This is a genomic window from Leisingera sp. ANG1 (assembly GCF_000203975.2).
GTDB lineage: Bacteria > Pseudomonadota > Alphaproteobacteria > Rhodobacterales > Rhodobacteraceae > Leisingera.
Genome location: NZ_AFCF02000001.1, coordinates 535,607 through 557,103, shown reverse-complemented (window position 1 = coordinate 557,103; position 21,497 = coordinate 535,607). Strand labels below are relative to the sequence as shown.

Annotated in this window: 17 protein-coding genes; 9 read left to right on the top strand and 8 right to left on the bottom strand. The window is 63.8% G+C overall.

Annotated features, from left to right (window positions below; genetic code table 11):
- Nucleotides 1-13 precede the first annotated feature (13 nt).
- The gene (locus tag GC1_RS02685) at nt 14-475 is read right to left on the bottom strand and encodes a peroxiredoxin (protein WP_019296894.1); all 462 of its coding nucleotides are present in this window, start codon (nt 473-475) and stop codon (nt 14-16) included.
- A 50-nt stretch (nt 476-525) separates the two neighbouring features.
- On the opposite strand from GC1_RS02685, the gene GC1_RS02680 reads away from it, so the two are divergent.
- From GC1_RS02680 to GC1_RS02660, 5 genes are all read left to right on the top strand, one after another.
- Complete coding sequence (locus GC1_RS02680) at nt 526-3,990, top strand: YhdP family protein (protein WP_019296895.1); 3,465 nt, start codon at nt 526-528, stop codon at nt 3,988-3,990.
- 73 nt (nt 3,991-4,063) lie between these two features.
- Entirely contained in the window at nt 4,064-5,113 is a 1,050-nt protein-coding gene (queA, locus tag GC1_RS02675) for a tRNA preQ1(34) S-adenosylmethionine ribosyltransferase-isomerase QueA (RefSeq protein ID WP_019296896.1), read from the top strand.
- A gap of 205 nt (nt 5,114-5,318) precedes the next feature.
- Nucleotides 5,319-6,593 carry an MFS transporter gene (locus GC1_RS02670; RefSeq protein ID WP_019296897.1) on the top strand — a complete coding sequence of 425 codons (1,275 nt, stop codon included), beginning with the start codon at nt 5,319-5,321 and terminating at the stop codon, nt 6,591-6,593.
- A gap of 137 nt (nt 6,594-6,730) precedes the next feature.
- On the top strand, nt 6,731-7,309 hold the full coding sequence (locus tag GC1_RS02665; RefSeq protein ID WP_019296898.1) for a DUF924 family protein: 579 nt from the start codon (nt 6,731-6,733) through the stop codon (nt 7,307-7,309).
- A gap of 140 nt (nt 7,310-7,449) precedes the next feature.
- Nucleotides 7,450-7,905 (top strand): GFA family protein, encoded by a 456-nt coding sequence (locus GC1_RS02660; RefSeq protein WP_019296899.1) that lies wholly within the window; start codon nt 7,450-7,452, stop codon nt 7,903-7,905.
- 7 nt (nt 7,906-7,912) lie between these two features.
- Here the strand turns inward: GC1_RS02660 and GC1_RS02655 are convergent, their stop codons facing one another.
- On the bottom strand, nt 7,913-8,326 hold the full coding sequence (locus GC1_RS02655; RefSeq protein WP_036762261.1) for a hypothetical protein: 414 nt from the start codon (nt 8,324-8,326) through the stop codon (nt 7,913-7,915).
- A gap of 194 nt (nt 8,327-8,520) precedes the next feature.
- On the opposite strand from GC1_RS02655, the gene lpdA reads away from it, so the two are divergent.
- The 3 genes from lpdA (at nt 8,521) to uvrA (ending at nt 14,290) form a co-directional block, all read left to right on the top strand.
- Nucleotides 8,521-9,915, top strand: a complete 1,395-nt coding sequence (gene lpdA, locus GC1_RS02650) for a dihydrolipoyl dehydrogenase (protein WP_019296901.1) — start codon at nt 8,521-8,523, stop codon at nt 9,913-9,915.
- Between the two features lie 171 nt (nt 9,916-10,086).
- Nucleotides 10,087-11,256: an MFS transporter gene (locus GC1_RS02645; RefSeq protein ID WP_019296902.1), complete on the top strand. Its 1,170-nt coding sequence runs from the start codon at nt 10,087-10,089 to the stop codon at nt 11,254-11,256.
- Between the two features lie 175 nt (nt 11,257-11,431).
- The gene (uvrA, locus tag GC1_RS02640) at nt 11,432-14,290 is read left to right on the top strand and encodes an excinuclease ABC subunit UvrA (RefSeq protein WP_019296903.1); all 2,859 of its coding nucleotides are present in this window, start codon (nt 11,432-11,434) and stop codon (nt 14,288-14,290) included.
- A gap of 517 nt (nt 14,291-14,807) precedes the next feature.
- On the opposite strand, the gene GC1_RS02630 is transcribed toward uvrA, so the two are convergent.
- Entirely contained in the window at nt 14,808-15,242 is a 435-nt protein-coding gene (locus tag GC1_RS02630; RefSeq protein WP_019296905.1) for a hypothetical protein, read from the bottom strand.
- Between the two features lie 121 nt (nt 15,243-15,363).
- Between GC1_RS02630 and GC1_RS02625 the strand changes: the two genes are divergently transcribed.
- Nucleotides 15,364-16,134 (top strand): helix-turn-helix domain-containing protein, encoded by a 771-nt coding sequence (locus GC1_RS02625; protein ID WP_019296906.1) that lies wholly within the window; start codon nt 15,364-15,366, stop codon nt 16,132-16,134.
- A 16-nt stretch (nt 16,135-16,150) separates the two neighbouring features.
- On the opposite strand, the gene GC1_RS02620 is transcribed toward GC1_RS02625, so the two are convergent.
- The 5 genes from GC1_RS02620 to GC1_RS02600 form a co-directional block, all read right to left on the bottom strand.
- On the bottom strand, nt 16,151-16,492 hold the full coding sequence (locus tag GC1_RS02620) for a hypothetical protein (protein ID WP_019296907.1): 342 nt from the start codon (nt 16,490-16,492) through the stop codon (nt 16,151-16,153).
- 97 nt (nt 16,493-16,589) lie between these two features.
- The gene (locus tag GC1_RS02615; RefSeq protein ID WP_019296908.1) at nt 16,590-18,161 is read right to left on the bottom strand and encodes a Hint domain-containing protein; all 1,572 of its coding nucleotides are present in this window, start codon (nt 18,159-18,161) and stop codon (nt 16,590-16,592) included.
- Nucleotides 18,162-18,378: 217 nt separating this feature from the next.
- The gene (gene mmsB / locus GC1_RS02610; protein WP_019296909.1) at nt 18,379-19,254 is read right to left on the bottom strand and encodes a 3-hydroxyisobutyrate dehydrogenase; all 876 of its coding nucleotides are present in this window, start codon (nt 19,252-19,254) and stop codon (nt 18,379-18,381) included.
- Entirely contained in the window at nt 19,251-20,297 is a 1,047-nt protein-coding gene (locus GC1_RS02605) for an enoyl-CoA hydratase/isomerase family protein (RefSeq protein WP_019296910.1), read from the bottom strand. Before GC1_RS02605 ends, mmsB begins: the two co-directional genes overlap by 4 nt.
- Before the next feature lie 50 nt (nt 20,298-20,347).
- Nucleotides 20,348-21,487 carry an acyl-CoA dehydrogenase family protein gene (locus tag GC1_RS02600; protein WP_019296911.1) on the bottom strand — a complete coding sequence of 380 codons (1,140 nt, stop codon included), beginning with the start codon at nt 21,485-21,487 and terminating at the stop codon, nt 20,348-20,350.
- Nucleotides 21,488-21,497: the final 10 nt, after the last annotated feature.

Here is a 21,497-nt window from a genome sequence, read left to right as displayed (position 1 = left end):
GGGAGCACTTCGCCTAAAGGGCGCGGACGGCTTCCAGCACTTCCTCGGCATGGCCATCGACTTTTACCTTGCGCCAGACACGGGCGATCTTGCCGTCCGCACCGATCAGGAAGGTGGAGCGCTCGATGCCCCAGTGTTTCTTGCCGTACATGCTTTTCTCTTTCCAGACGCCGTAATCCTCGCACACGGTGCCCTCGGCATCCGACAGAAGCGGCGTGGTCAGCCCGTGTTTTGCGGTGAAATTCTCATGCTTCTTGAGGCTGTCCTTGGAAATCCCGAAAACGTGAGCGCCGGCATCGGCGAATGCCTGCAAAGCCTCTGAAAAGGCGATGGATTCTTTGGTGCAGCCGGGGGTATTATCGCGGGGGTAGAAGAACAGCACCACGGGCGCGCCCTGAAGGCTGGACAAAGTGACCTCTCCGCCGCCGCCGCGGGGCAGGGTAAAGGAAGGGGCGGGATCTGAAACGTCGAGCATTGGCCTGTCTCCTGTCATTTGCGCAACTCACTGCGCGGCGACCATAACCGATGAACAGCGAAGGGAAAGCTGAGATCAAACCCGACGGCGAGAATATCCGCGCCGCCGCAGAGGCGGTGCCCGTGCCCGGCCCCGAGCCGGAAGCGGATGCGGCCGCCGCAGCGGCGCCGCGGCGGCGCCGCCGCTGGCGGTTGCTGCGCGGGCTGGTCTGGGTGCTGGCGCTGCTTTCGTTTCTGGGCGCAGGCGCGGTCTATTTCGGGATCGGCACCCGGCTCGATGCGCCGGACTGGGTGCGCGGCCGGGTGGAGGCGAGAATCGAGCAGCATCTGAACGGGCTGCAAGTCGAATTCGGCGCCATCCATGTGGTGGTGAACAAGGGCTGGCGGCCGCGGGTGAGCCTGCAGGACGTGGTGCTGCGGCACCCGGACGGCAGTGTTTTTGCCCAGCTGGCGGATGCTCAGGCGAGCCTGGCGATGCGGCCCCTTCTGCGGGGGAGGATCCAGCCCAAGCGGATCGCCCTGAGCGGGCTGTTTGCGGCGCTCAGGCGTAATGAGGATGGCAGCCTGGCGCTGAGTTTTGCCAGCGGCGCGGCACCATCGCGGCGGGCTGCAACCCTGGTGGAGCTGATCGAGCAATGGGACAGTCAGCTGCAGAAGCCGGTGCTGGCGGCGCTGACCGAAGTGGAAACCAGCGAGCTGACCCTTTCCTACACCGACGACCGGCTGGGCCGCGGCTGGACGCTGGACGGCGGCCGGATCGGGCTGCAGCGGCAGGGCAGTTCGGTGTCGCTGTCGGCGGCGTTCTCTGTCCTCAGCGGCCGCGGCGAGGTGGGCACGGTAGAGGCCAGCTATGCGTCCGAGATTGGCAGCCCCGAAGCGGAATTCGGGGTGCTTGTGTCGGAGATCGCCAGTGAGGATATCGCCTTGCAAAGCCCGGCCTTAGGCTGGCTGGGGGTGCTGCGGGCACCGATTTCCGGATCGCTGCGCGGTGGTGTGGCGGCGGATGGAGTGGTGCAGCCGGTGCAGGCCAGCCTGCGCATCGGCGAGGGTGTGATCCAGCCGGCCGCGCAGACCCGCCCGGTGCCGATCACCGGCGCGCGCAGTTACTTCACCTATGATCCCGCGCGCCAGCGGCTGGCGTTCTCGGAGTTGAGCGTGGAAAGCGGCTGGGGTTCAGGCGTGATGCAGGGGCAGGCGAGTCTGGCCGGAGTGCAGAACGGCCAGCTGGCCGGGCTGGTGGGCCAGCTGCGGTTCTCCGACCTGGAGCTGAACCCGCGCCGGCTGTTCGAGACACCGGTGAAATTCCCGGCGGTGGACGCGGATTTCGATCTGCGGCTGAAACCGTTCCGGCTGCGGCTGGGCGAGATGCTGGTGCGGGACGGCGACAGCCGCATCCATTTCGACGGCACTGTCGGGGCAGGCAGCGACGGCTGGGACTACGATCTGAACGGCAGCGTCGATCAGGTGCGCGCCGCGCGGGTCAAGGAATTGTGGCCCTCGGTGCTGGCCCCGAAGCCGCGGGAGTGGGTGCACGAAAACCTGCGGGCCGGTCTGGTGCGCGATGTCGGCTTCCACATGCGCGGGCGCGGCAGCGGCAAGCCGTTTGTCAGCCTGGACCTGGCGTTTGAGGGCGCCGAAGTGCTGTTTCAGAAATTCATGCCGCCGGTGGTTGGCGGCTCTGGCCAGCTGAGCCTTTACGGCAACCGGTTTGTGGTCACTTCCTCTGGCGGGACCGTCACGGCGGATCAGGGCGGCGAAGTGGAGGTGGCGGGCACGTCCTTCATCATCCCGGATGTCTCGGCCAAGGATGGAACGCCGGGGATTGCCCGGATCAAGGCGAAGGGCTCTGCCACCGCGGCGCTGTCGCTGCTGAACCGGGAACCCTTGCGGGTGATGGATAAGGCCAGCCTGCCGGTGGACCTGGCGGAAGGGCTGGTGGAGACCGAAGGCACCCTGTCGCTGCCCTTGCAGAAAGAGGTGCCGGTGGAACAGATCCTCTATCACTACCGCGGCACGGTGCGGGCGGTGGAAAGCGCAAAGCTGGTGCCGGGCCATGTGGCGGCGGCACCGCTGCTGCAGGTTGAGGGCGATCAGGGGCAGGTTCGGATCAGCGGTAATGGCAGCCTGTCCGGCGTGCCGCTGAGTGCCAGCTGGCAGCAGAAGATCGGCAAGGATGCACCGCCGGACAGCCGGGTCGCCGGGGTGATCGAACTGTCCCCGGCAGCGGTTGAGGCTTTCAATATCGGCCTGCCGCGCGGTGCGGTATCCGGCAAGGCGCAGGGGCGGTACTCGGTGGAATTGAAGCCGGGGACGCCACCGCGGCTGCAGCTGGACTCGGACCTTAGCGGAGTGGGGCTGCGCATACCGGAAATCAGCTGGCGCAAGGGCGCGGCAGCAAAAGGCAAGCTGTCGCTCACTGCAACGCTGGCCGAGCCAGCCACGGTGGACCGTCTGGAGCTGCAAGCGCCCGGACTATCTGCCACGGGCCGGGTCACGACGCGCAAGAGCGGCGGGCTGGATCAGGCGGTGTTCTCCTCCGCGCAGGCCGGCAATTGGTTCCGCGGCGCCGTGACCTTCACCGGCCGTGGCGCGGCGGCGCCCGCGATCCAGGTGACCGGCGGGCGGCTGGACCTGAACCGGTCGCCGTTCTCCGACAGCGCAAGCGGCAGCAGCGGCAGCAGCGGCGGCGATGTGCCGATCACCCTGCGGCTGCAGAACCTGCAGGTGACTGACAGCATCGGGCTGCAGAATTTCCAGGGGCGGTTTTCCACCCGCGGCGGCATGAACGGGGAGTTCACCGCACGGCTGAACGGGCAGACGCCGGTGGCGGGCACCGTGGTGCCGCAGAACGGGGGAACCGCCTCGCGCATCCGCTCAAATGATGCGGGCGGGGTGTTCCGCTCCGCCGGCGTGTTCGAACATGGCCGCGGCGGCAGTTTCGACATGACGCTGGTGCCCGCCGCCGGCGCGCCGGGTGAATATGACGGCAAGGTCAACGTCCGCAACATCCGGGTGCGGAACGCGCCGTCGATGGCGGCGATCCTGAACGCGATCAGCCTGGTCGGGCTGCTGGATGAGATGACGGGGCAGGGCATCCTGTTCACCAGCATGGACGGGCGGTTCCGGCTGGGGGATTCGCATCTGATCCTGCACCAGAGCAGCGCGGTGGGCCCGTCGATGGGGCTGTCGCTGGACGGAAACTACAACCTGAACAGCAGCCGGTTGAACATGCGGGGGGTGATTTCTCCGGTTTACCTGCTGAACGCGATCGGGCGAGTATTGTCGCCGCGCGACGGTGAGGGTCTGTTCGGCTTTACCTTTACCCTGCGCGGCACCGCTGATGATCCGTCGGTTGCTGTCAACCCGCTGGCCGGACTGGCGCCGGGGTTCCTGCGGGAGATTTTCCGCGGGCCGGCCCCCAAGGTTCCAGGCGACAACCGGGCGTTCAGTGCCGACGGCGAGGTGCTGAAAGACGGCGAGGAACTCGTTCGCGAACCGCGGGGCAGTGACAAGTAGTCCTTGAAGGAAACCCTGCGCGGGGCGAAAATCGCCATGGAACTTCCCCGCTGCACATCATATAGCGCGCGCCATGAAACTCAGCGATTTCGACTTTGACCTGCCCGACGATCTGATTGCAACCCGGCCTGCCAATCCGCGCAGCTCGGCCCGCTTGCTGGTGGCCGAGGGCGGTGCCCTGCACGACGGGAAGGTGACCGATCTGGTCGGCTGGCTGCAGCCCGGTGACCGGCTGGTGCTGAACGACACCAAGGTGATCCCTGCGCGCTTGAGCGGGCTGCGCCACCGCGACAGTGCGCAAGGGCCGGTGGCGGCGAAGATCGAGGCGACCCTGCTGGAGCCGCGCGCCGATGGAAGCTGGGCAGCGCTGCTGAAACCGCTGAAGAAGATCAAGGCAGGCGAGAAGATCATCTTCTCCGATGCGCTGAGTGCGACGCTGGACACCGTCGAGGATGGTCAGGGGCATCTGCGCTTTAACCTGAGCGGCACCGATTTCGACGCCGCCCTGGCCGAGGCCGGCGCGATGCCGCTGCCGCCCTATATCGCCGCCAAACGTGCTGCGGATGAGCAGGACAAGACGGATTACCAGACCGTCTGGGCCAGGAATTCAGGCGCGGTGGCGGCGCCGACGGCCTCTTTGCATTTCGACGCGCCGCTGCTGGCGGCGCTGAAGGAGCAGGGCGTGGAGATTTCCTATGTCACCCTGCATGTGGGGGCGGGCACCTTTCTGCCGGTGAAGGTGGAAGACGTGACCACCCACCGGATGCACGCGGAATGGGGCAAGGTCAGCGAGCAAGCGGCAACGGAAATCGCGGCTACCAAGGCCGCGGGCGGACGGGTGATCCCGGTCGGCACCACGGCGCTGCGGCTGATCGAGAGTGCTGCCAAGGACGGCCGGATCCATGCCTGGGAAGGTGACACTGACATCTTCATCTACCCCGGGTTTGAATTCCAGGTGGCGGATGCGCTGATGACCAACTTCCACCTGCCGAAATCGACGCTCCTGATGCTGGTTTCGGCGCTGATGGGGCAGGAGGAAATCCGCAAGATCTATGCCCACGCCGTTGAGAACCGCTACCGGTTCTTCTCCTACGGCGACGCGTCGCTTTTGATCCCGGCTTAGGCGAATACATCTCAGAAAAGCGGCAGGAAATCCTAGATAAGCGCCGCAACTGTGGAACCCCGCACGCGCGCATAGGGTTCATCAAACTGAAATCGGAATCGGCGATACCGGCCCGGCGGGCTTGATCGCCCGGACATAACAAACAAAGGTGTTGGCAGCCCGTCCCGTTGTGGAGGGCTGCTTTGCTTTCGAAGGAGGCATTAAAATGCTGCAGGTGCTGTCGAGCGCATGGGCGCTGCTTTTGGGGGTTTGCTTGCTGATGGTGGGCAACGGCCTGCAGGGCACCATGCTGGGTGTGCGCGGCGAGCTTGAGGGTTTTTCGACCTTCCAGATGTCGATCGTGATGGCGGCCTATTTCGTGGGCTTCCTGGGCGGCTCGCGGCTGGCGCCGGAGATGATCCGCCGCGTCGGCCATGTGCGGGTGTTTGCGGCGCTGGCCTCGTTTATCTCTGCGGTGATGATCCTCTATCCGCTGCTGCCCAACACAGTTGCCTGGGCGCTGGGGCGGATGATCATCGGCTTCTGCTTCTCGGGCGTGTATGTGACCGCGGAAAGCTGGCTGAACAATGCTGCCGACAACACCAACCGCGGCAAGGCGCTGTCGCTCTATATGATCGTGCAGACCATCGGCATTATCGCCGCCCAGATGATGATCCAGATCGGCGACCCGGCCGGCTATGAGGCGTTCATCATCGCGTCGATCCTTGTTTCGGTCTCCTTTGGGCCGATCCTCTTGTCGATCTCGCCGACGCCGGCCTTTGACACCACCAAGCCGATGACCCTGCGCAAGCTGTTTGAAACCTCGCCCTTGGGCTGTGTCGGCATGTTCCTTTTGGGCGGCGTGTTCTCGGCCCAGTTCGGCATGAGCGCGGTTTACGGCTCAGCCGCCGGGCTGACGCTGTGGCAGCTGTCGGTCTTTGTCTCCACCTTCTATGTAGGGGCGATGCTGCTGCAGTACCCGCTGGGCTGGCTGTCGGACCGCATGGACCGCCGTTTCCTGATCCTGGGTGCGGCCCTCGCGGGCGGCGTCGGTGCTGTCCTGGGATTCCTGTTCGGGATGGAGTTCAAGATGCTCTTGGTCGCGGCCTTCTTCATCGGCGGCCTTTCCAACCCGCTTTATTCGCTGCTGATCGCCTATACCAACGACTACCTGGAGCATGACGACATGGCGGCGGCTTCCGGCGGGCTGATTTTCATCAACGGGCTGGGCGCCATTGCCGGGCCGCTGATCACCGGCTGGCTGATGGAGGATGCGGTGTTTGGTCCGGCGGGCTTCTTTACCTTCATCGGTGCGCTGATGTTTGCGATGGCCGCCTATGCCGCCTACCGCGCGACGCAGCGTGCGGCGGTGCCTGTCGATGAAACCGGCAGCTTTGCCGCGATGTCGCCGACGGCTACGCCGGTGGCTGTGGAATTTGCCCAGGAATACGCCATCGAGTCGGAGCTGGAGGAGCAGGAAACTGCCCAAGAAACAGTCTGATTGCGCTAACCAGCCGGAATTGTGAGGATTATTTCACACAGAGGGCTTGTCTGACGTAATTTGTGACCCAAGGTTACTTGTAAAGGTAATGTAAAATGGCCTGAGATAGGGTCAGGAAAAACTTGGAGTTACGACCGATGACTGGTCCCGAAGAGATACTTTCATTCTGGCTCGACAAAGTCGGGGAGAAGGGATGGTATCTGCAGGATGACGCGCTGGATCAGGAGATCCGCGAAAAGTTCCAAAGCACCTGGGAGGCGGCCTGCGAAGGCCGGTTCTCCTTCTGGCTCACATACCCGAGCGGCACGCTGGCCTACATCATCCTGATGGACCAGTTCCCGCGCAACATGTTCCGCGGTGATGCCCGGGCCTTTGCCTCGGACCGGGCGGCGCTGTCTGCGGCGAAGATCGCGATCAACAAGAACTGGGACCTCAAGATCAATGAACCGGCCCGGCAGTTCTTTTACCTGCCGCTGATGCATTCGGAAAACCTGTGCGACCAGGAGCGCTGCATCCGGCTGATGATGGAGCGGATGCCGGAGACCGGCGGCGGTAACCTGCTGCACGCCCGCGCGCACCGCGAAGTGATCCGGCAGTTCGGCCGCTTCCCCTACCGCAACGAGGCGCTGCACCGCGCCAGCACCACGCCGGAACGGGCCTATGTTCAGGCCGGCGGCTATGGCGAGACCGTGCGGAAGATGCAAGCGGCTGGCTGACGCCGGTTTTGCTGGAAGAATTCAACGCCGCGTCCTGAGAAAGGGCGCGGCGTTTTTCTGTTGCCGCTCCCTTGCGTGCAGTGCGGCACTGCGGCAGGGAAGTGCTCCCGCATTTCAGAAAAATCTTTGAAAGACAGAGCATGACTGCATCCTCCTTTCCCATGACCGGAAGCTGCCGCTGCGGCGCCACAGGAATTGAAGTGTTAGCACCGCCGGCCCTGACAGCCGCCTGCCACTGCAGGGGCTGCCAGAAGATGAGTTCCAGCGCCTTTTCCCTGACCGCGATGTTCCCGGCTGAGGCGTTCCGGGTGACGAAGGGCGCCCCTGTGGTTGGAGGTGCCAAGGGGGAGGAATTGAGCCATTTCTGCTGCCCGGAGTGCCAGACCTGGATGTTCACCCGCATTACCGGCGTGGAGGGGTTTGTGAACGTGCGTCCGACGATGTTCGGGGACAGCAGCTGGTTCAGCCCGTACATTGAGACCTGGACAGCGGCGAAACATCCGTTCGTGCAGGTTGCGGCCGCGCACAGCTTTGAGCACTTCCCCACGATGGAAGAGTTCGGCGGGCTGCTGGAAGCCTACGCCGCGCAGGCGTGAGGCGGGGTCAGCTTTCGCCGGGACCGCAGGCGCTGCCGTCCTTCAGCAAGGGCGCGGCGCTGATGATACGGCTGGCCAGTTCAGCGGCGCCTTCGCGGGCGGCCTCTGCCGCGGCCTGCTGCGGCAGCGTGCGCATGTCCGCGAGGCTGTCTTGCACCTTTGCCACGCGCGCCTCCAGCTGGGTGAGCCGGGCGCTGGACACGGTGCCGTCCTGCATAGAACTGCGGAGAGCCGCAATGTCTGACTGCAGCCCGGTTATGGCGGTGCGCAGCGGTGCTGCCTGATCAGCAATGGCTGCAGCATTGGCGGTGACGCCTTCGGCTGCGGCCATCAGTTTCCAACCCAGGAACAGGCAAAGTGCCAGCAGGATCAGGGTGGCTTTCACAAGCGCCTTGGCGAGGTCGAAAAGGGTTTTTGTCATATGCATGCGGTCCAGGGTTGTGGATTGCCGAAAGCTTCCGGCCTATGCTGACCCGGAGCTGCCCCTGCTGCCAAGCGGAAACCTGCCGGAAAATGCATGGCCGCTATGCCGCAGCAGAGGATGATTGCAGTGCAGCAAAAACTAGTTTAACGGTAAACTAGTTTTTGGAACCTGTTCGAGGGCGAGGGAGCAACATGGCTGCACAATCTTATGACGTGATCGTAATCGGCGCCGGGCCGGGGGGCTATGTTGCCGCCATCCGTGCGGCGCAGCTGGGCCTTAAGACCTGCGTGGTCGAACGCGAGCATCTGGGCGGCATTTGCCTGAACTGGGGCTGCATCCCGACCAAGGCGCTGCTGCGCTCGTCGGAAGTGTTCCACCTGATGGAGCGCGCCAAGGATTTCGGCCTGAAGGCAGAGAACATCGGCTATGACCTCGATGCGGTGGTCAAACGCTCGCGCGGGGTGGCGAAACAGCTCTCCTCCGGCATCGGCCATCTGATGAAGAAGAATAAGATCGACGTGGTGATGGGCGAGGCGTCGATTCCGGCCAAAGGCAAGGTTTCGGTCAAGACCGACAAAGGCACGCAGGATCTGACCGCGAAGAACATCGTGCTGGCCACCGGCGCCCGCGCCCGTGAACTGCCGGGGCTGGAAGCGGACGGCGATCTGGTCTGGACCTACAAGCACGCGCTGCAGCCCGTCCGCATGCCGAAAAAGCTACTGGTGATCGGCTCCGGCGCCATCGGCATCGAATTTGCCAGCTTCTACAACACGCTGGGCGCTGACACGACTGTTGTCGAAGTCATGGACCGGGTGCTGCCGGTCGAGGACGCGGAAATCTCCGCCTTTGCCAAGAAAGCCTTTGTCAAACAGGGCATGAAGATCATGGAGAAAGCCATGGTCAAGCAGCTGGACCGCGGCAAGGGTAAGGTGACGGCCCATATCGAGGTGGGCGGCAAGGTCGAAAAACAGGAGTTCGACACCGTAATTTCTGCCGTCGGCATCGTCGGCAATGTCGAGGGCCTGGGCCTGGAAGAGCTGGGCGTCAAGGTCGACCGGACCCATGTGATCACGGACGAATTCTGCCGCACTGGCGTCGATGGCCTCTATGCCATCGGCGACATCGCCGGCGCGCCCTGGCTGGCGCATAAGGCGTCGCACGAGGGCGTCATGGTGGCGGAGCTGATTGCGGGCAAGCACGCACACCCGGTAAAGCCTGAAAGCATTGCCGGATGCACCTACTGCCAGCCGCAGGTCGCCTCCGTCGGCTATACCGAGGCCAAGGCCAAGGAACTGGGCTACGACATCAAGGTCGGCCGCTTCCCCTTCATCGGCAACGGCAAGGCGATTGCCCTGGGAGAGGCCGAAGGCATGGTCAAGACCATCTTTGACGCCAAGACCGGCGAACTGCTGGGTGCCCATATGGTCGGCGCCGAGGTGACCGAGATGATCCAGGGCTATGTTGTGGGCCGCCAGCTGGAGACCACCGAGGAAGACCTGATGAACACCGTCTTCCCGCACCCGACGCTGTCCGAGATGATGCATGAGAGCGTGCTCGATGCCTACGACCGGGTGATCCATATGTAAGCTGCCTACGGCAGTGTGTATTTGAAAAGGCGGCCTGCTGAGGGCCGCCTTTTTTTGTGGCGACGCGAGTCTCGGGCACGCGGTGCGCTGCGTCAGATACTGGCCACCCTCTGGCCTCTGGTGCCGGCACGGGGTAACCAGTGGCGGAAAAAGAACAAGGGGGCAGCGGACATGAGCACAACCGGGAAAACCCGCTGGGGCGCGATCCTGGCGGTCTGGGCTGCGGGCCTTGGCGCTGCCGCGCAATACGGCAAGGTGTCGGTTGTCTTTGACCAGCTTGGCGCGCTGTATCCGGAGGCTGGCGCGGGCCTGAGCCTGAGCGTGTCGATGACGGGCGTGCTGGGCATCCTGATGGGGGCGGTGGCCGGTCTGTTTGTCTCTGCCTTCGGCTACCGGCGAACGCTCGTTTGGGCGCTGTGGACCGGTGCTGCAATGTCGGCGCTGCAGGTGCTGCATCTGCCCTATGGGCTTTTCCTGGCCACCCGGATGGTGGAGGGCCTGTCTCACCTGGGCATCGTGGTTGCCGGGCCGACTCTGATGGCGCTGCTGGCTGATGACCGCCAGCGGGGCGCGGCGCTGACGGTGTGGAGCACGTTTTTCGGCGTTGCCTTTGCGCTCTTGAACTGGCTGGGGCTGCCGCTGGTGGCCTCCTACGGGCTGCTGGCATTGTTTGCGGCCCATGCGGTGCTGATGGCGGCGCTGGCGGTATTGCTCCATTGGGCAATGCGCGATCTGCCAGTGCCGCCGCGCCAGGTGATGCCGCAGCTGGCCGACCTGCCTGCGCTGCATCTGAAGATCTACCGTTCCCCCTTCAAGCTGGCGCCAGCGGCGGGCTGGCTATTTTACACCACCTGTTTCGTGGCGCTGCTGACGGTGCTGCCGCCGCATCTGCCAACGGAACAGCGGGCCTTTGTGATGGGGGCGTTTCCGCTGATATCCATCGCCTCGTCGATGGTGATCGGGGTGGCGCTGCTGCGGGTGATGCCGGCGGTGCAGCTGATCCAGCTGGGCTTTGGCCTTTGTGCGGCGGGCGGGCTGTGGCTGTGGGCCATACCGGGGAACTGGCTGGCGTGCTTTGCGCTGGCCGCGGCCTTTGGCCTGGTGCAGAGCGGCAGCTTTGCCTGTGTTCCGCAGCTGAATACCTCTGCGGCGGATCAGGCCGAGTCGAACGGCGCCATGTCGCAGGCGGGCAATGCCGGCAATGTGATCGGCACGCCGCTGCTGCTGGCGTCGCTGGGGGTGGCGGGTTATGGCGGCATGATGCTGGTGGTCTGCGCCCTGTTCCTGGCGGGCATTCTGGTGCACCAGCTGCTGGCCGCGCGGCGGCGCGCCTGGGCCTAGACGCGCCGGAGTCCGGGCCGGAAAACCTGTGGCTTCCGCCTGCTGCCAGCTGCTGTCAGCAAGTTTCAACCTGTTCGCTCTATGTTCTCTTTTAGGGCTTGGCGTTTTCCACAGCATTCCCTATCTGTAGGGCGGGCGTCCGCCAGGGGTTCGGCGGCGCGGGTACGGGGGCATTATGGCTGAGCTGAAATCCATCGAAGTGCGCGGCGCGCGCGAGCACAATCTGAAGAGCATCGACGTGGATATTCCGCGCGATGAGCTGGTGGTGATCACCGGTCTTTCGGGTTCGGGCAAGTCCTCTCTGGCGTTTGACACCATCTATGCCGAGGGCCAGCGCCGTTATGTCGAGAGCCTGTCGGCCTATGCGCGCCAGTTCCTCGACATGATGGAAAAGCCGGATGTGGACCATATCAGCGGTCTTTCCCCGGCGATCTCCATCGAGCAGAAGACAACGTCGAAGAACCCGCGCTCCACCGTTGGTACGGTGACGGAGATCTATGACTATCTGCGTCTTTTGTTTGCCCGTGCGGGCACGCCCTACAGCCCGGCCACCGGCAAGCCGATTGAGGCGCAGCAGGTGCAGGACATGGTCGACCGGATCATGGAGATGGAGGAGGGCACCCGCGGCTACCTGCTGGCGCCGATCGTCCGCGACCGCAAAGGCGAGTACAAGAAGGAATTCCTGGAGCTGCGCAAGCAGGGCTTCCAGCGGGTGAAGGTGGACGGCGCGTTCTATGAGCTGGACGAGCCGCCCACTCTGGACAAGAAGTTCCGTCATGACATCGACGTGGTGGTCGACCGTCTGGTGGTGCGCGAAGGCATGGAGACCCGGCTGGCAGACAGCTTGCGTACTGCGCTGGATCTGGCCGACGGCATTGCCATTCTGGAGACCGCGCCCAAGGAGGGCGAGCCGGAGCGGATCACCTTCAGCGAAAACTTTGCCTGCCCGGTCAGCGGCTTTACCATCCCGGAGATCGAACCGCGGCTGTTTTCCTTCAACGCGCCGTTCGGGGCCTGCCCGGAATGTGACGGGCTGGGGGTTGAGCTGTTCTTTGACGAGCGGCTGGTGGTGCCGGACCAGAGCCTGAAAGTCTATGACGGCGCTTTGGCACCCTGGCGCAAGGGTAAGTCGCCCTATTTCCTGCAGACCATCGAGGCCATCGCACGGCACTACGAGTTCGACAAGAACACCGTCTGGAAGGACTTGCCGGAGAAGGTGCAGAAAGTGTTCCTGTACGGGTCCGGCGACGAGGAGATCATGTTCCGCTATGACGAGGGCGGGCGGGTCTACCAGGTGGAGCGCACCTTTGAGGGTGTGATTCCGAATATGGAGCGGCGCTACCGCGAGACCGATTCCAACTGGATCCGGGAAGAATTCGAGCGCTACCAGAACAACCGCCACTGCCATCACTGCGAGGGTTACCGGCTGCGGGAAGAGGCGCTGGCGGTGAAGATCGCGGGCGTGCATGTGGGGCAGGTGGTGCAGCTGTCGATCCGCGAGGCGCTGGCCTGGATCGAGGATGTGCCGAACCATCTGACCCAGCAGAAGCAGGAGATCGCCCGCGCCATCGTCAAGGAGATCCGCGAGCGGCTTGGTTTCCTGAATAACGTGGGTCTGGAGTATCTGACCCTGAGCCGCAATTCCGGCACCCTGTCTGGCGGCGAGAGCCAGCGGATCCGGCTGGCGAGCCAGATCGGGTCCGGCCTGACCGGGGTTCTCTATGTGCTGGACGAGCCCTCGATTGGCTTGCACCAGCGCGACAATGACCGGCTGATCGGCACGCTGAAGAACCTGCGCGACCAGGGCAACACGGTGATCGTGGTGGAGCATGACGAGGACATGATCCGCCAGGCGGACTATGTGTTCGACATCGGCCCCGGCGCCGGGGTGCATGGCGGCGAGGTGGTGAGCCACGGCACGCCGCAGATGATTGCCGCGGACACCAACTCGATCACCGGCCAGTATCTGGCGGGGACGCGGGAAATCGCGGTGCCGGCCAAGCGCCGCAAGGGCAACAAGAAGAAGATCAAGGTGGTCAAGGCCACCGGCAACAACCTGAAAGAGGTGACGGCGGAGTTCCCGCTGGGCAAGTTTGTCTGCGTGACCGGCGTGTCGGGCGGCGGCAAGTCGACGCTGACCATCGAGACGCTGTTCAAGACCGCCTCGATGCGGCTGAATGGTGCACGTCAGACACCGGCGCCCTGCGAGAGCATCAAGGGGCTGGAGCATCTGGACAAGGTGATCGATATCGATCAGCGCCCGATCGGCCGCACGCCGCGGTCGAACCCGGCCACATACACCGGCGCCTTCACCCCGATCCGGGACTGGTTTGCCGGCCTGCCGGAGGCCAAGGCGCGCGGCTACAAGCCCGGGCGGTTCTCCTTCAACGTCAAGGGCGGGCGCTGCGAGGCGTGCCAGGGCGACGGCGTCATCAAGATCGAGATGCACTTTTTGCCCGACGTCTATGTGACCTGCGAGACCTGCAAGGGCGCGCGCTATAACCGGGAAACGCTGGAGATCAAGTTCAAGGGTAAGAGCATTGCCGATGTGCTTGATATGACGGTTGAAGACGCGCAGGGCTTCTTCCAGGCGGTGCCCGCGATCCGCGACAAGATGGATGCGCTGATGCGGGTGGGCCTGGGCTATATCAAGGTAGGCCAGCAGGCGACGACGCTGTCGGGCGGCGAGGCGCAGCGGGTGAAGTTGTCGAAGGAACTGTCGAAACGCTCCACCGGGCGGACGCTGTATATCCTGGACGAACCGACCACCGGCCTGCATTTCGAGGATGTGAAGAAATTGCTGGAAGTGCTGCACGAGCTGGTGGAGCAGGGCAATTCGGTGGTGGTGATTGAGCACAATCTGGATGTGGTCAAGACCGCCGACTGGATCATCGACATCGGCCCTGAAGGCGGGGATGGCGGCGGCGAGATTGTAGCGGCCGGCACGCCGGAAACGGTGGCGGAGGAGCCGCGCAGCCACACCGGGCGCTATCTGAAGGACATTCTGGCGGCCCGGAAGGTGGCGGCGGAATGAAATTCTTGGGGCTTGCGGCAGGACTGATGTTGATGCTGCAAGCCCCATTTGCAAATGCTGAGCGTGCGCCAAAGTGCTTTGGCAGGGCGGGAGAACTTTGTGAGTGCAGCGCGCTGTTCTCAGTTCTAGAAACTGAGCCAACAAGCGCGGGACAGCAGAGAATGGCCGAGTGGTGGGAATTGGCGGAGAGGCTGCGGTTTTGGTCCTACCCTGTAATGGGGAAGGACCTTGGTGACAGGCTGATAAACGCCAGAATTGTAGAGTGGAGAACATTGCCTTCGACAATTGAGACCCATCGGGAGTTTGCTCAGTTTCTGTCCAGTTGCGCCAGGTTCTGGGATGGATCGCTATCGGAGGTCCCTGTTTCCATTGGACCTTAAGTAATTAATCAAGATAGGTTTTCAACCGTGGCATGAAAAACTGTTCTGAGTAAGGGGTGCTGCCCCTCTTGGCCGATGGCCAATTCACCCCGGAGTATTTCTGCAAAGGTGAACAGGGGGCGGTGGCGCCCCCTTTCTTATGCCGCTTGCACGGCAGTTGGGCGGGCCAGCAGCAGCGGAACCAGGAACAGGGCCAGGAAGGCGGTGTTCATCACCACGTTGAACCAGGCGCCTGCGGCGAGGGAGCCGAGGCTGTCGGGAATGTACCAGGCCAGCAGTGCCGGGATCAGCAGGCGGCGGCCGAGGGCGGGGTCGGTGCTGTAGACATGTTCAGTCAGGAGATAGATCAGCACGCAGAAGCCGCACATCAGCCCGCCGCTGATGGCGGTCATCAGCGACGCCGCGCCAGGGCTGAGCGCCTGGGCACCGTCCACCGGCAGGAAGGCTAGGTCGATGAACAGGCCAAGCGCTGCGCCCAGCGGGGTGGCCAGTGCCAGCACCATGGCAAGGCCGAAGGCAGCGGAGAGGATCGAGACGGTCTTGAGCATGCGGATCGAGGCAATGTGGGTCATTGGGGGCTCCTGAAGATTTCTGAGGGCAGGGTGCAGCGGAACACAGAGGCGAAACAATTACCTGGGAGGTAAGTGAAGTACCGGCTTCCATCGCCTATGCTGCAGCAAACGGAGGCCGAACATGGCAGAGGCATTTGGCGCGGTTCTGAAGAAGTGGCGCGGGCTGCGGCGGATGAGCCAGATGCAGCTGGCGCTGGAGGCCGGAGTGTCAGCCCGGCATCTGTCGTTCCTGGAGAGCGGGCGGTCGCGCCCCAGCCGGGGCATGGTGCTGCGCCTTTGCGAGGAACTGCAGCTGCCGGGCGGGGCGCAGAACCAGATGCTGACGGCGGCGGGGCTGGCGCCGGCCTATGCAAGCCGGGATCTGGATGATGCAGCGCTGGTGCCGCTGCGGCAGGCGGCGGCGCAGATGCTGGCGGCGCATGCGCCCTATCCGGCGATGATGATCGACCGCCACTGGACCCTGCTGGATCTGAACCGCCCAATGGAGATGATGCTGAGCGGTGCCGGCATCAGCAAGGGCAGCAGCCTGATCAATGCGCTGCTGGGCAACGCGGCGCTGCGGGATGCGTTGGATAACCTGGAGGAGGTCGAACGGCACAGCCTGGCGCGCCTCAGGACCGAATTGGCGCATTTCGGGGCTGACCCGGTTCTGGAACAGGCGGTGGCGCGGCTGCAGGCAAATGCGGCCGCCCATGAAACACCGCAGGAGGGCGTGTTGCCCGCTGTGATCCCGGCCCGCTACCGGATGGGCGGGCAGGTGCTGGCGTTCTTCTCAACCATCACCCAGTTCGGCGGCACCGGTGATCTGGCGATGTCGGAGCTGCGGATCGAGATGCTGTTTCCGGCAGATGAGGCAACGCGCCAGGTGATGGAGGCGATGGCCTGGCCCTGACCGGGCCGCACGGCGTCTATTGGGAGAGATTGTCCGCGGCGCCGATCAGGCGCAGCACCTTCTGGGTCTCGCGATTCACCTGGTAGACATAGCCGCCGGCTTGCACATAGGTGCCATAAGGATCGGGCGCCCATTGGCCCGGTTCACCGATCCAGGTGTAGTCATCCAGGATATGGTCGCCGCGGCGGTAGAACTTCTTGGTTAACCGTGTCGGCGTGCAGTGCGAGGCCTTCAGGGCCAGGCCCTGAGGGCAATCGAGTGAGGCCTTTTCGATGCCGCCATTGCCTGCCGCCAGCGGAATCGCCAGCGCGCAGGCCGCGGCAAGAACGGTGATCGGAACAAGATGACGGCGTACCATTTACAGCGGATCCTTTCTTCGCTGCCCTTGTCATAAAGAGCTGCGCGGCAAAGCCAAGGGAGCTGAAAGGGGGCGGCGGCGCGCCGCCAGTTGCTGCTTAGGCGGCGGCAAGAACCCGCGCTTCGAAGCTGCGCAGGGACAGCCGGGCGGCGTTTCCGTAGCCGCGGCCGGTTTCAGCGCACAGCTCGGGGAACAAGTCGCGGATTTCCGCCTGTGTTCCGGCATCAAAGCCAGAGGCTGATTCCGGCCCGGGCTGATAGCTTTCGCTGAGCGCACCGTTGGCCCAGAGAATCTGGTGACGGCCGAACAGCAAGTGGAAATACTCGGCCTCCTGCATGTCCTGCGCCGGGCGCACAGTCCTGTCGTTGACCAGGTCCTTGGCCTTGACCAGAACCTCTTCCTCGCCGAACAGCAGTTCGGCCAGCGGGCCGGAGACAACCATCCGGTGCTGGGGGGAGACATAGAGGTCGCGCGTGTTGCCGCAGCTGCCCTTGGCAAAACGGACCGGAGCGGTTTCGGCCGTGCATGCCGTGCGGCGGCTGCCGGTCCATTGCAGGACCTGCGGGCCGTTGTCGTAGGTCAGCACTTCCATGCCCGGGCGCAGATCTTCGACCGGGACCTCGCCGTCCGGGGTGCGGATCAGGGTGCCGCGCAGGAAGCAAGGCACGGTCTGGTTGATTTCCACCAGACCAGTGTCGGAATTTCCCTGGCCGTTGTCCGCGGTGTAGTTGAAGTAGACGGTCTCCAGATCGCCGTCGGTGACCACGGTCAGGGTGCCATCGGCGTTCAGGGTGATCTGCTGCCCCGTCGCCAGAGTGACGGTATCGCCGGCGGTGACCGCCTGATCGTTGATATGGGTAATGGTCAGCGTGCCGGAGGTGGTGGTGTCGTTCTCCAGAACGTCGATCACCCGCGTCTTGTTGATGGCGATGTCTTCCTGATCGTCCTGCGCAACCACCGCCGTCTGCACCGAGCCGCCGGCAATCAGAAGGTTGGTGTCGTAGCTGCTGTCTGCGGTATCCGCGACACCGATCTTGAGTGTATTGATTTCACCTGCATTCACCGGGGCAACAAAGGTCAGGGTGATGGTGAACCCGTCCATCTCCGTGTTGTACTGGTCACCGGTGTTGTCGACGTAGACGTTCTCGGTGCCGTCGTTGATGTTGCCGATTGAGGCGGTTCCGTCGCCGATGGTGACCTGGGCCTCCACACCGTTCACCCAGACGCCAATGACATCGTTGTACTGGGAGTTGGCGAACTCCGGGTATTCTTCGGAGGACAGCACGAAGTCGATGGTCAGCGTATCACCATCCGGGACGAAATCGATCTCCAGGAAGGACGCGTCGAACGTGCTGGCACCGGCCAGAGAGTCAAAATCGGCATCCCCGTTCACGCCGCTGGTATTGGTGGTTGTGTTGGTGTTCTGGTTGGTATTGGTTGAGCCGTCGCTGTTGGTGAAATCACGCACGTAGCCGGTGGACAGAATGACGCCCGAGTCGGCGGGTGCGACACCCGGCGTGGTGGTGTCCGCGCCGGAGTAGATGCCGGACGACAGGGCATCGCCGCTGTAGCTGGCGCTGGTCACGGTCACGCCGTCGCCGAAAATCTCCTCCGCCATTTGAATGGCGGTAGCGGTGGAGTCGATATTCAGTTCGGTTGCGGTGGCCATGACGGGCGTCTCGATCCTGGTGCTCGGCTTTACGGTCGCTTACCGGAATGCTGCTGAATTGAGACGGAACTGTGGCGGGTTGGGGCCAAAATCCGGGAGTTTATTCGAATTTTAAGGGTATTTTCAGGAACTCCCGAAGATTGAGGCCGGCCCGTTGAAGGGCCGGCCTGACGCAATGCCGGTTTGGGAGGAAACCGCGTGGAGGCGGCCGGGCGTGTCAGCCCTCCCGGCTGCGTTTCTCAAAGCGGGGCAGCATGGCAGAGAAGTCCATGCCCTTGCCGTCTTCGTCCTCGACGAACTTCTTGTAGAGCGCCATTGCCAGTTCGCCCATCGGGGTATCGGCATCGGCGCTCTCAGCCGCCTGCTGGCTGAGGCCCAGGTCCTTGAGCATCAGTTCAGCCGCAAAGCCGGGCTGGTAATTGTTGTCGGCGGGCGATTGCGGGCCGACACCGGGGGCCGGGCAATAGGCGTTCATGGTCCAGCTGTAGCCGGAGGAGGTGGAGACCACGTCAAACATCTTCTGCCGGTCAAGCCCCAGCTTGTCTGCCAGGGCAAAGGCCTCGCAGGTGGCGATCATGGTGACGCCGAGGATCATGTTGTTGCAGATCTTGGCGGCCTGGCCGGCGCCGGCCTCGCCGCAATGCACGGCTTTCTGGCCCATGATGCCGAACAGCGGTTCTGCTGCGGCAAAGGCCTCTGCCGAGCCGCCGGCCATGAAGGTCAGCGTGCCGCCGGCTGCGCCGCCGATGCCGCCGGAGACCGGTGCGTCGACGGACAGGAGGCCTGCGGTCTCAGCCTGTTCCGCCACAGCGCGGGCGGAGTCGACGTCGACGGTGGAGCAGTCAATAAGGGCGGCGCCCTTGGCCATTGCCGGGATCACCTCTGCCGCGACCAGGCGCAGGATAGCGCCGTTGGGCAGCATGGTGATCACCGCATCGGCGCCTGCCGCAGCCTCAGGGCCGGAGGCCGCCATTTTGACACCTTCGATGCTGACATCAGCCATGTCGAAACCGGTGACCTCATGGCCGGCCTTGGCCAGGTTGGCGGCCATCGGCCCGCCCATATTGCCTAGCCCGATAAATCCGATCTTCATGCGAGTTCCTCCTCAAATGTCAGCGCATCGGCGCCGAGCGGCGCCAGCAAGTCTTCAACCGCCTGTGCCGGAACCGGCTGGCCTGCATATTGCCATTGCGGATTGCGGTCCTTGTCAATGATCTGGGCCCGGATGCCCTCCAGGAAATCGCTCTGCTCCATCGCGCGGAAGGTATAGCGGTATTCCAGGTCCAGCGCCCGGCGGATGGCGGGGCCGTCGGCGCGCAGGCGGCGCAGCATTTCCAGCGTGCAGGCCATCGACAGCGGCGAGTTGCGCCTGAGCGACTTCAGCGCGCTTGCGGCAAATTCGCTGTCCACTGACACAAGCCCCGCAAGGATGTCTTCCAGACTGTCCTTGCCGAAATGCCGGGCGGTGTCCTCGCGGACCGTGCGCAGCTTGCCCTCCGGTGCAGGCTTGGCGGCGTCCTCCACCAGCTTGGCGCTGCCGGTTTCCTCCAGCGCTGAGATCAGGGCGGGCCATTGGTCCTGCGGAATGAAATAATCGGCAAAGCCCGCAAGGATCGCATCATCGGCGCCCATCCTAGCGGCAGTCATGCCAAGGTATTCCCCCAGGTGATCCGGCGCCAGCGACAGCATCAGCGAGCCGCCCACATCCGGCACCAGGCCGATGCCGACCTCCGGCATGGCGATCTGGCTGCTTTCGCCGACCACCCGGTGGGTGCCGTGGCAGCCTATGCCGACCCCGCCGCCCATGGTGAAACCCTGCATGAAGCTGATCACCGGCTTTTTGTATTCGAAGATGCGGGCGTTCAGACGGTATTCATCGCGCCAGAAGGTGCGGCCATAGGAATAGTCGCCCTTGGTGCCGGTGTCATACAGCTCGGCGATGTCGCCGCCGGCGCAGAACGCCTTGTCGCCCTCAGCGTCGATCACCACCAGCTTCACGGCATCATCTTCAGCCCACTCGCGCATCGCGGCGTCGATCGCCATGCACATCTCATAGCTCATCGCATTGAGCGCCTTGGGGCGGGTAAAGGTGATGCGGCCGGCCTGGCCGGAGGTGCGGATATGGATATCACTCATCTGGCGTGCTCCATCAGTATGTCTTGCCGTGCAGTCTGGGGCAGGGCGGATCAGCCTGCAATCAGCTGGCGCGAGACGATCAGGCGCATGATCTCGTTGGTGCCTTCCAGGATCTGGTGCACCCGCAGGTCGCGCACGATCTTCTCGACGCCGTAGTCAGCAAGGTAGCCGTAGCCGCCGTGCAGCTGCAGGCAGCCGTTTGCAACGTCAAAGGCGGTGTCGGTGACCATCAGCTTGGCCATGGCGCAGAACTTGGTGGCGTCATGGGCGCCGGTGTCCAGCTTCCACGCGGCCTGGCGCAGGAAAGTGCGGGCGGCCTGCAGGCGGGTTTCGTATTCCGCCAGCCGGAACTGCAGCGCCTGGAACTGGTTGATGGATTTGCCGAAGGCCTTGCGCTCCGACATGTACTGCACGGTCTGATCCAGCGCCGCCTGGGCGCCGCCAAGTGCGCCGGCCGAGATGTTCAGGCGGCCGCCGTCGAGGCCCGCCATTGCGTAAGAGAAGCCCTTGCCCTCCTCGCCGATCAGATTGTCCGCCGGGATCGCGCAATCGTCAAACTGCACCTGCGAGGTGGGCTGCGCCTTCCAGCCCATCTTGTCCTCCAGCGCGCCAAAAGACAGGCCCGGGTTGCCGTCCTCGACCACCACGGTGGAGATGCCCTTGGGGCCATCCTCGCCGGTGCGGCACATCACGACATAGGCGTCGGAGTAGGAGCCGCCGGAGATGAACGCCTTGGTGCCGTTCAGGATGTAGCCCTCATTGCTGCGCTCGGCGCGGGTTTTCAGCGCCGCCGCGTCAGAGCCGGAACCTGGTTCGGTCAGGCAGTAGGAGAAGATTTTCTCCATGGTGCAGAGGCTCGGCAGCCATTTCTGCTTGGTCTCTTCTGAGCCGAACTTGTCGATCATGCCGCCGCACATGTTGTGGATCGACAGGAAGGAGCCAATTGCGGGATCGGCCATCGCCAATGCTTCGAACACCAGCGTGGCGTCCAGGCGCGACAGGCCGGAGCCGCCGTATTCCTCGGACACGTAGAGCCCGCCAAACCCCAGCTCTGCCAGCTGCGGCCACAGGGTTTTCGGGATGGTGCCTGCCTTCTCCCATTCTCGGGAATGCGGGGCGATGTTGTCCTGGCCGAATGCAAGAGCCATGTCGAAAATGGCCTGCTGTTCCTCTGACAGTGCGAAATCCATGCGCCGTTCC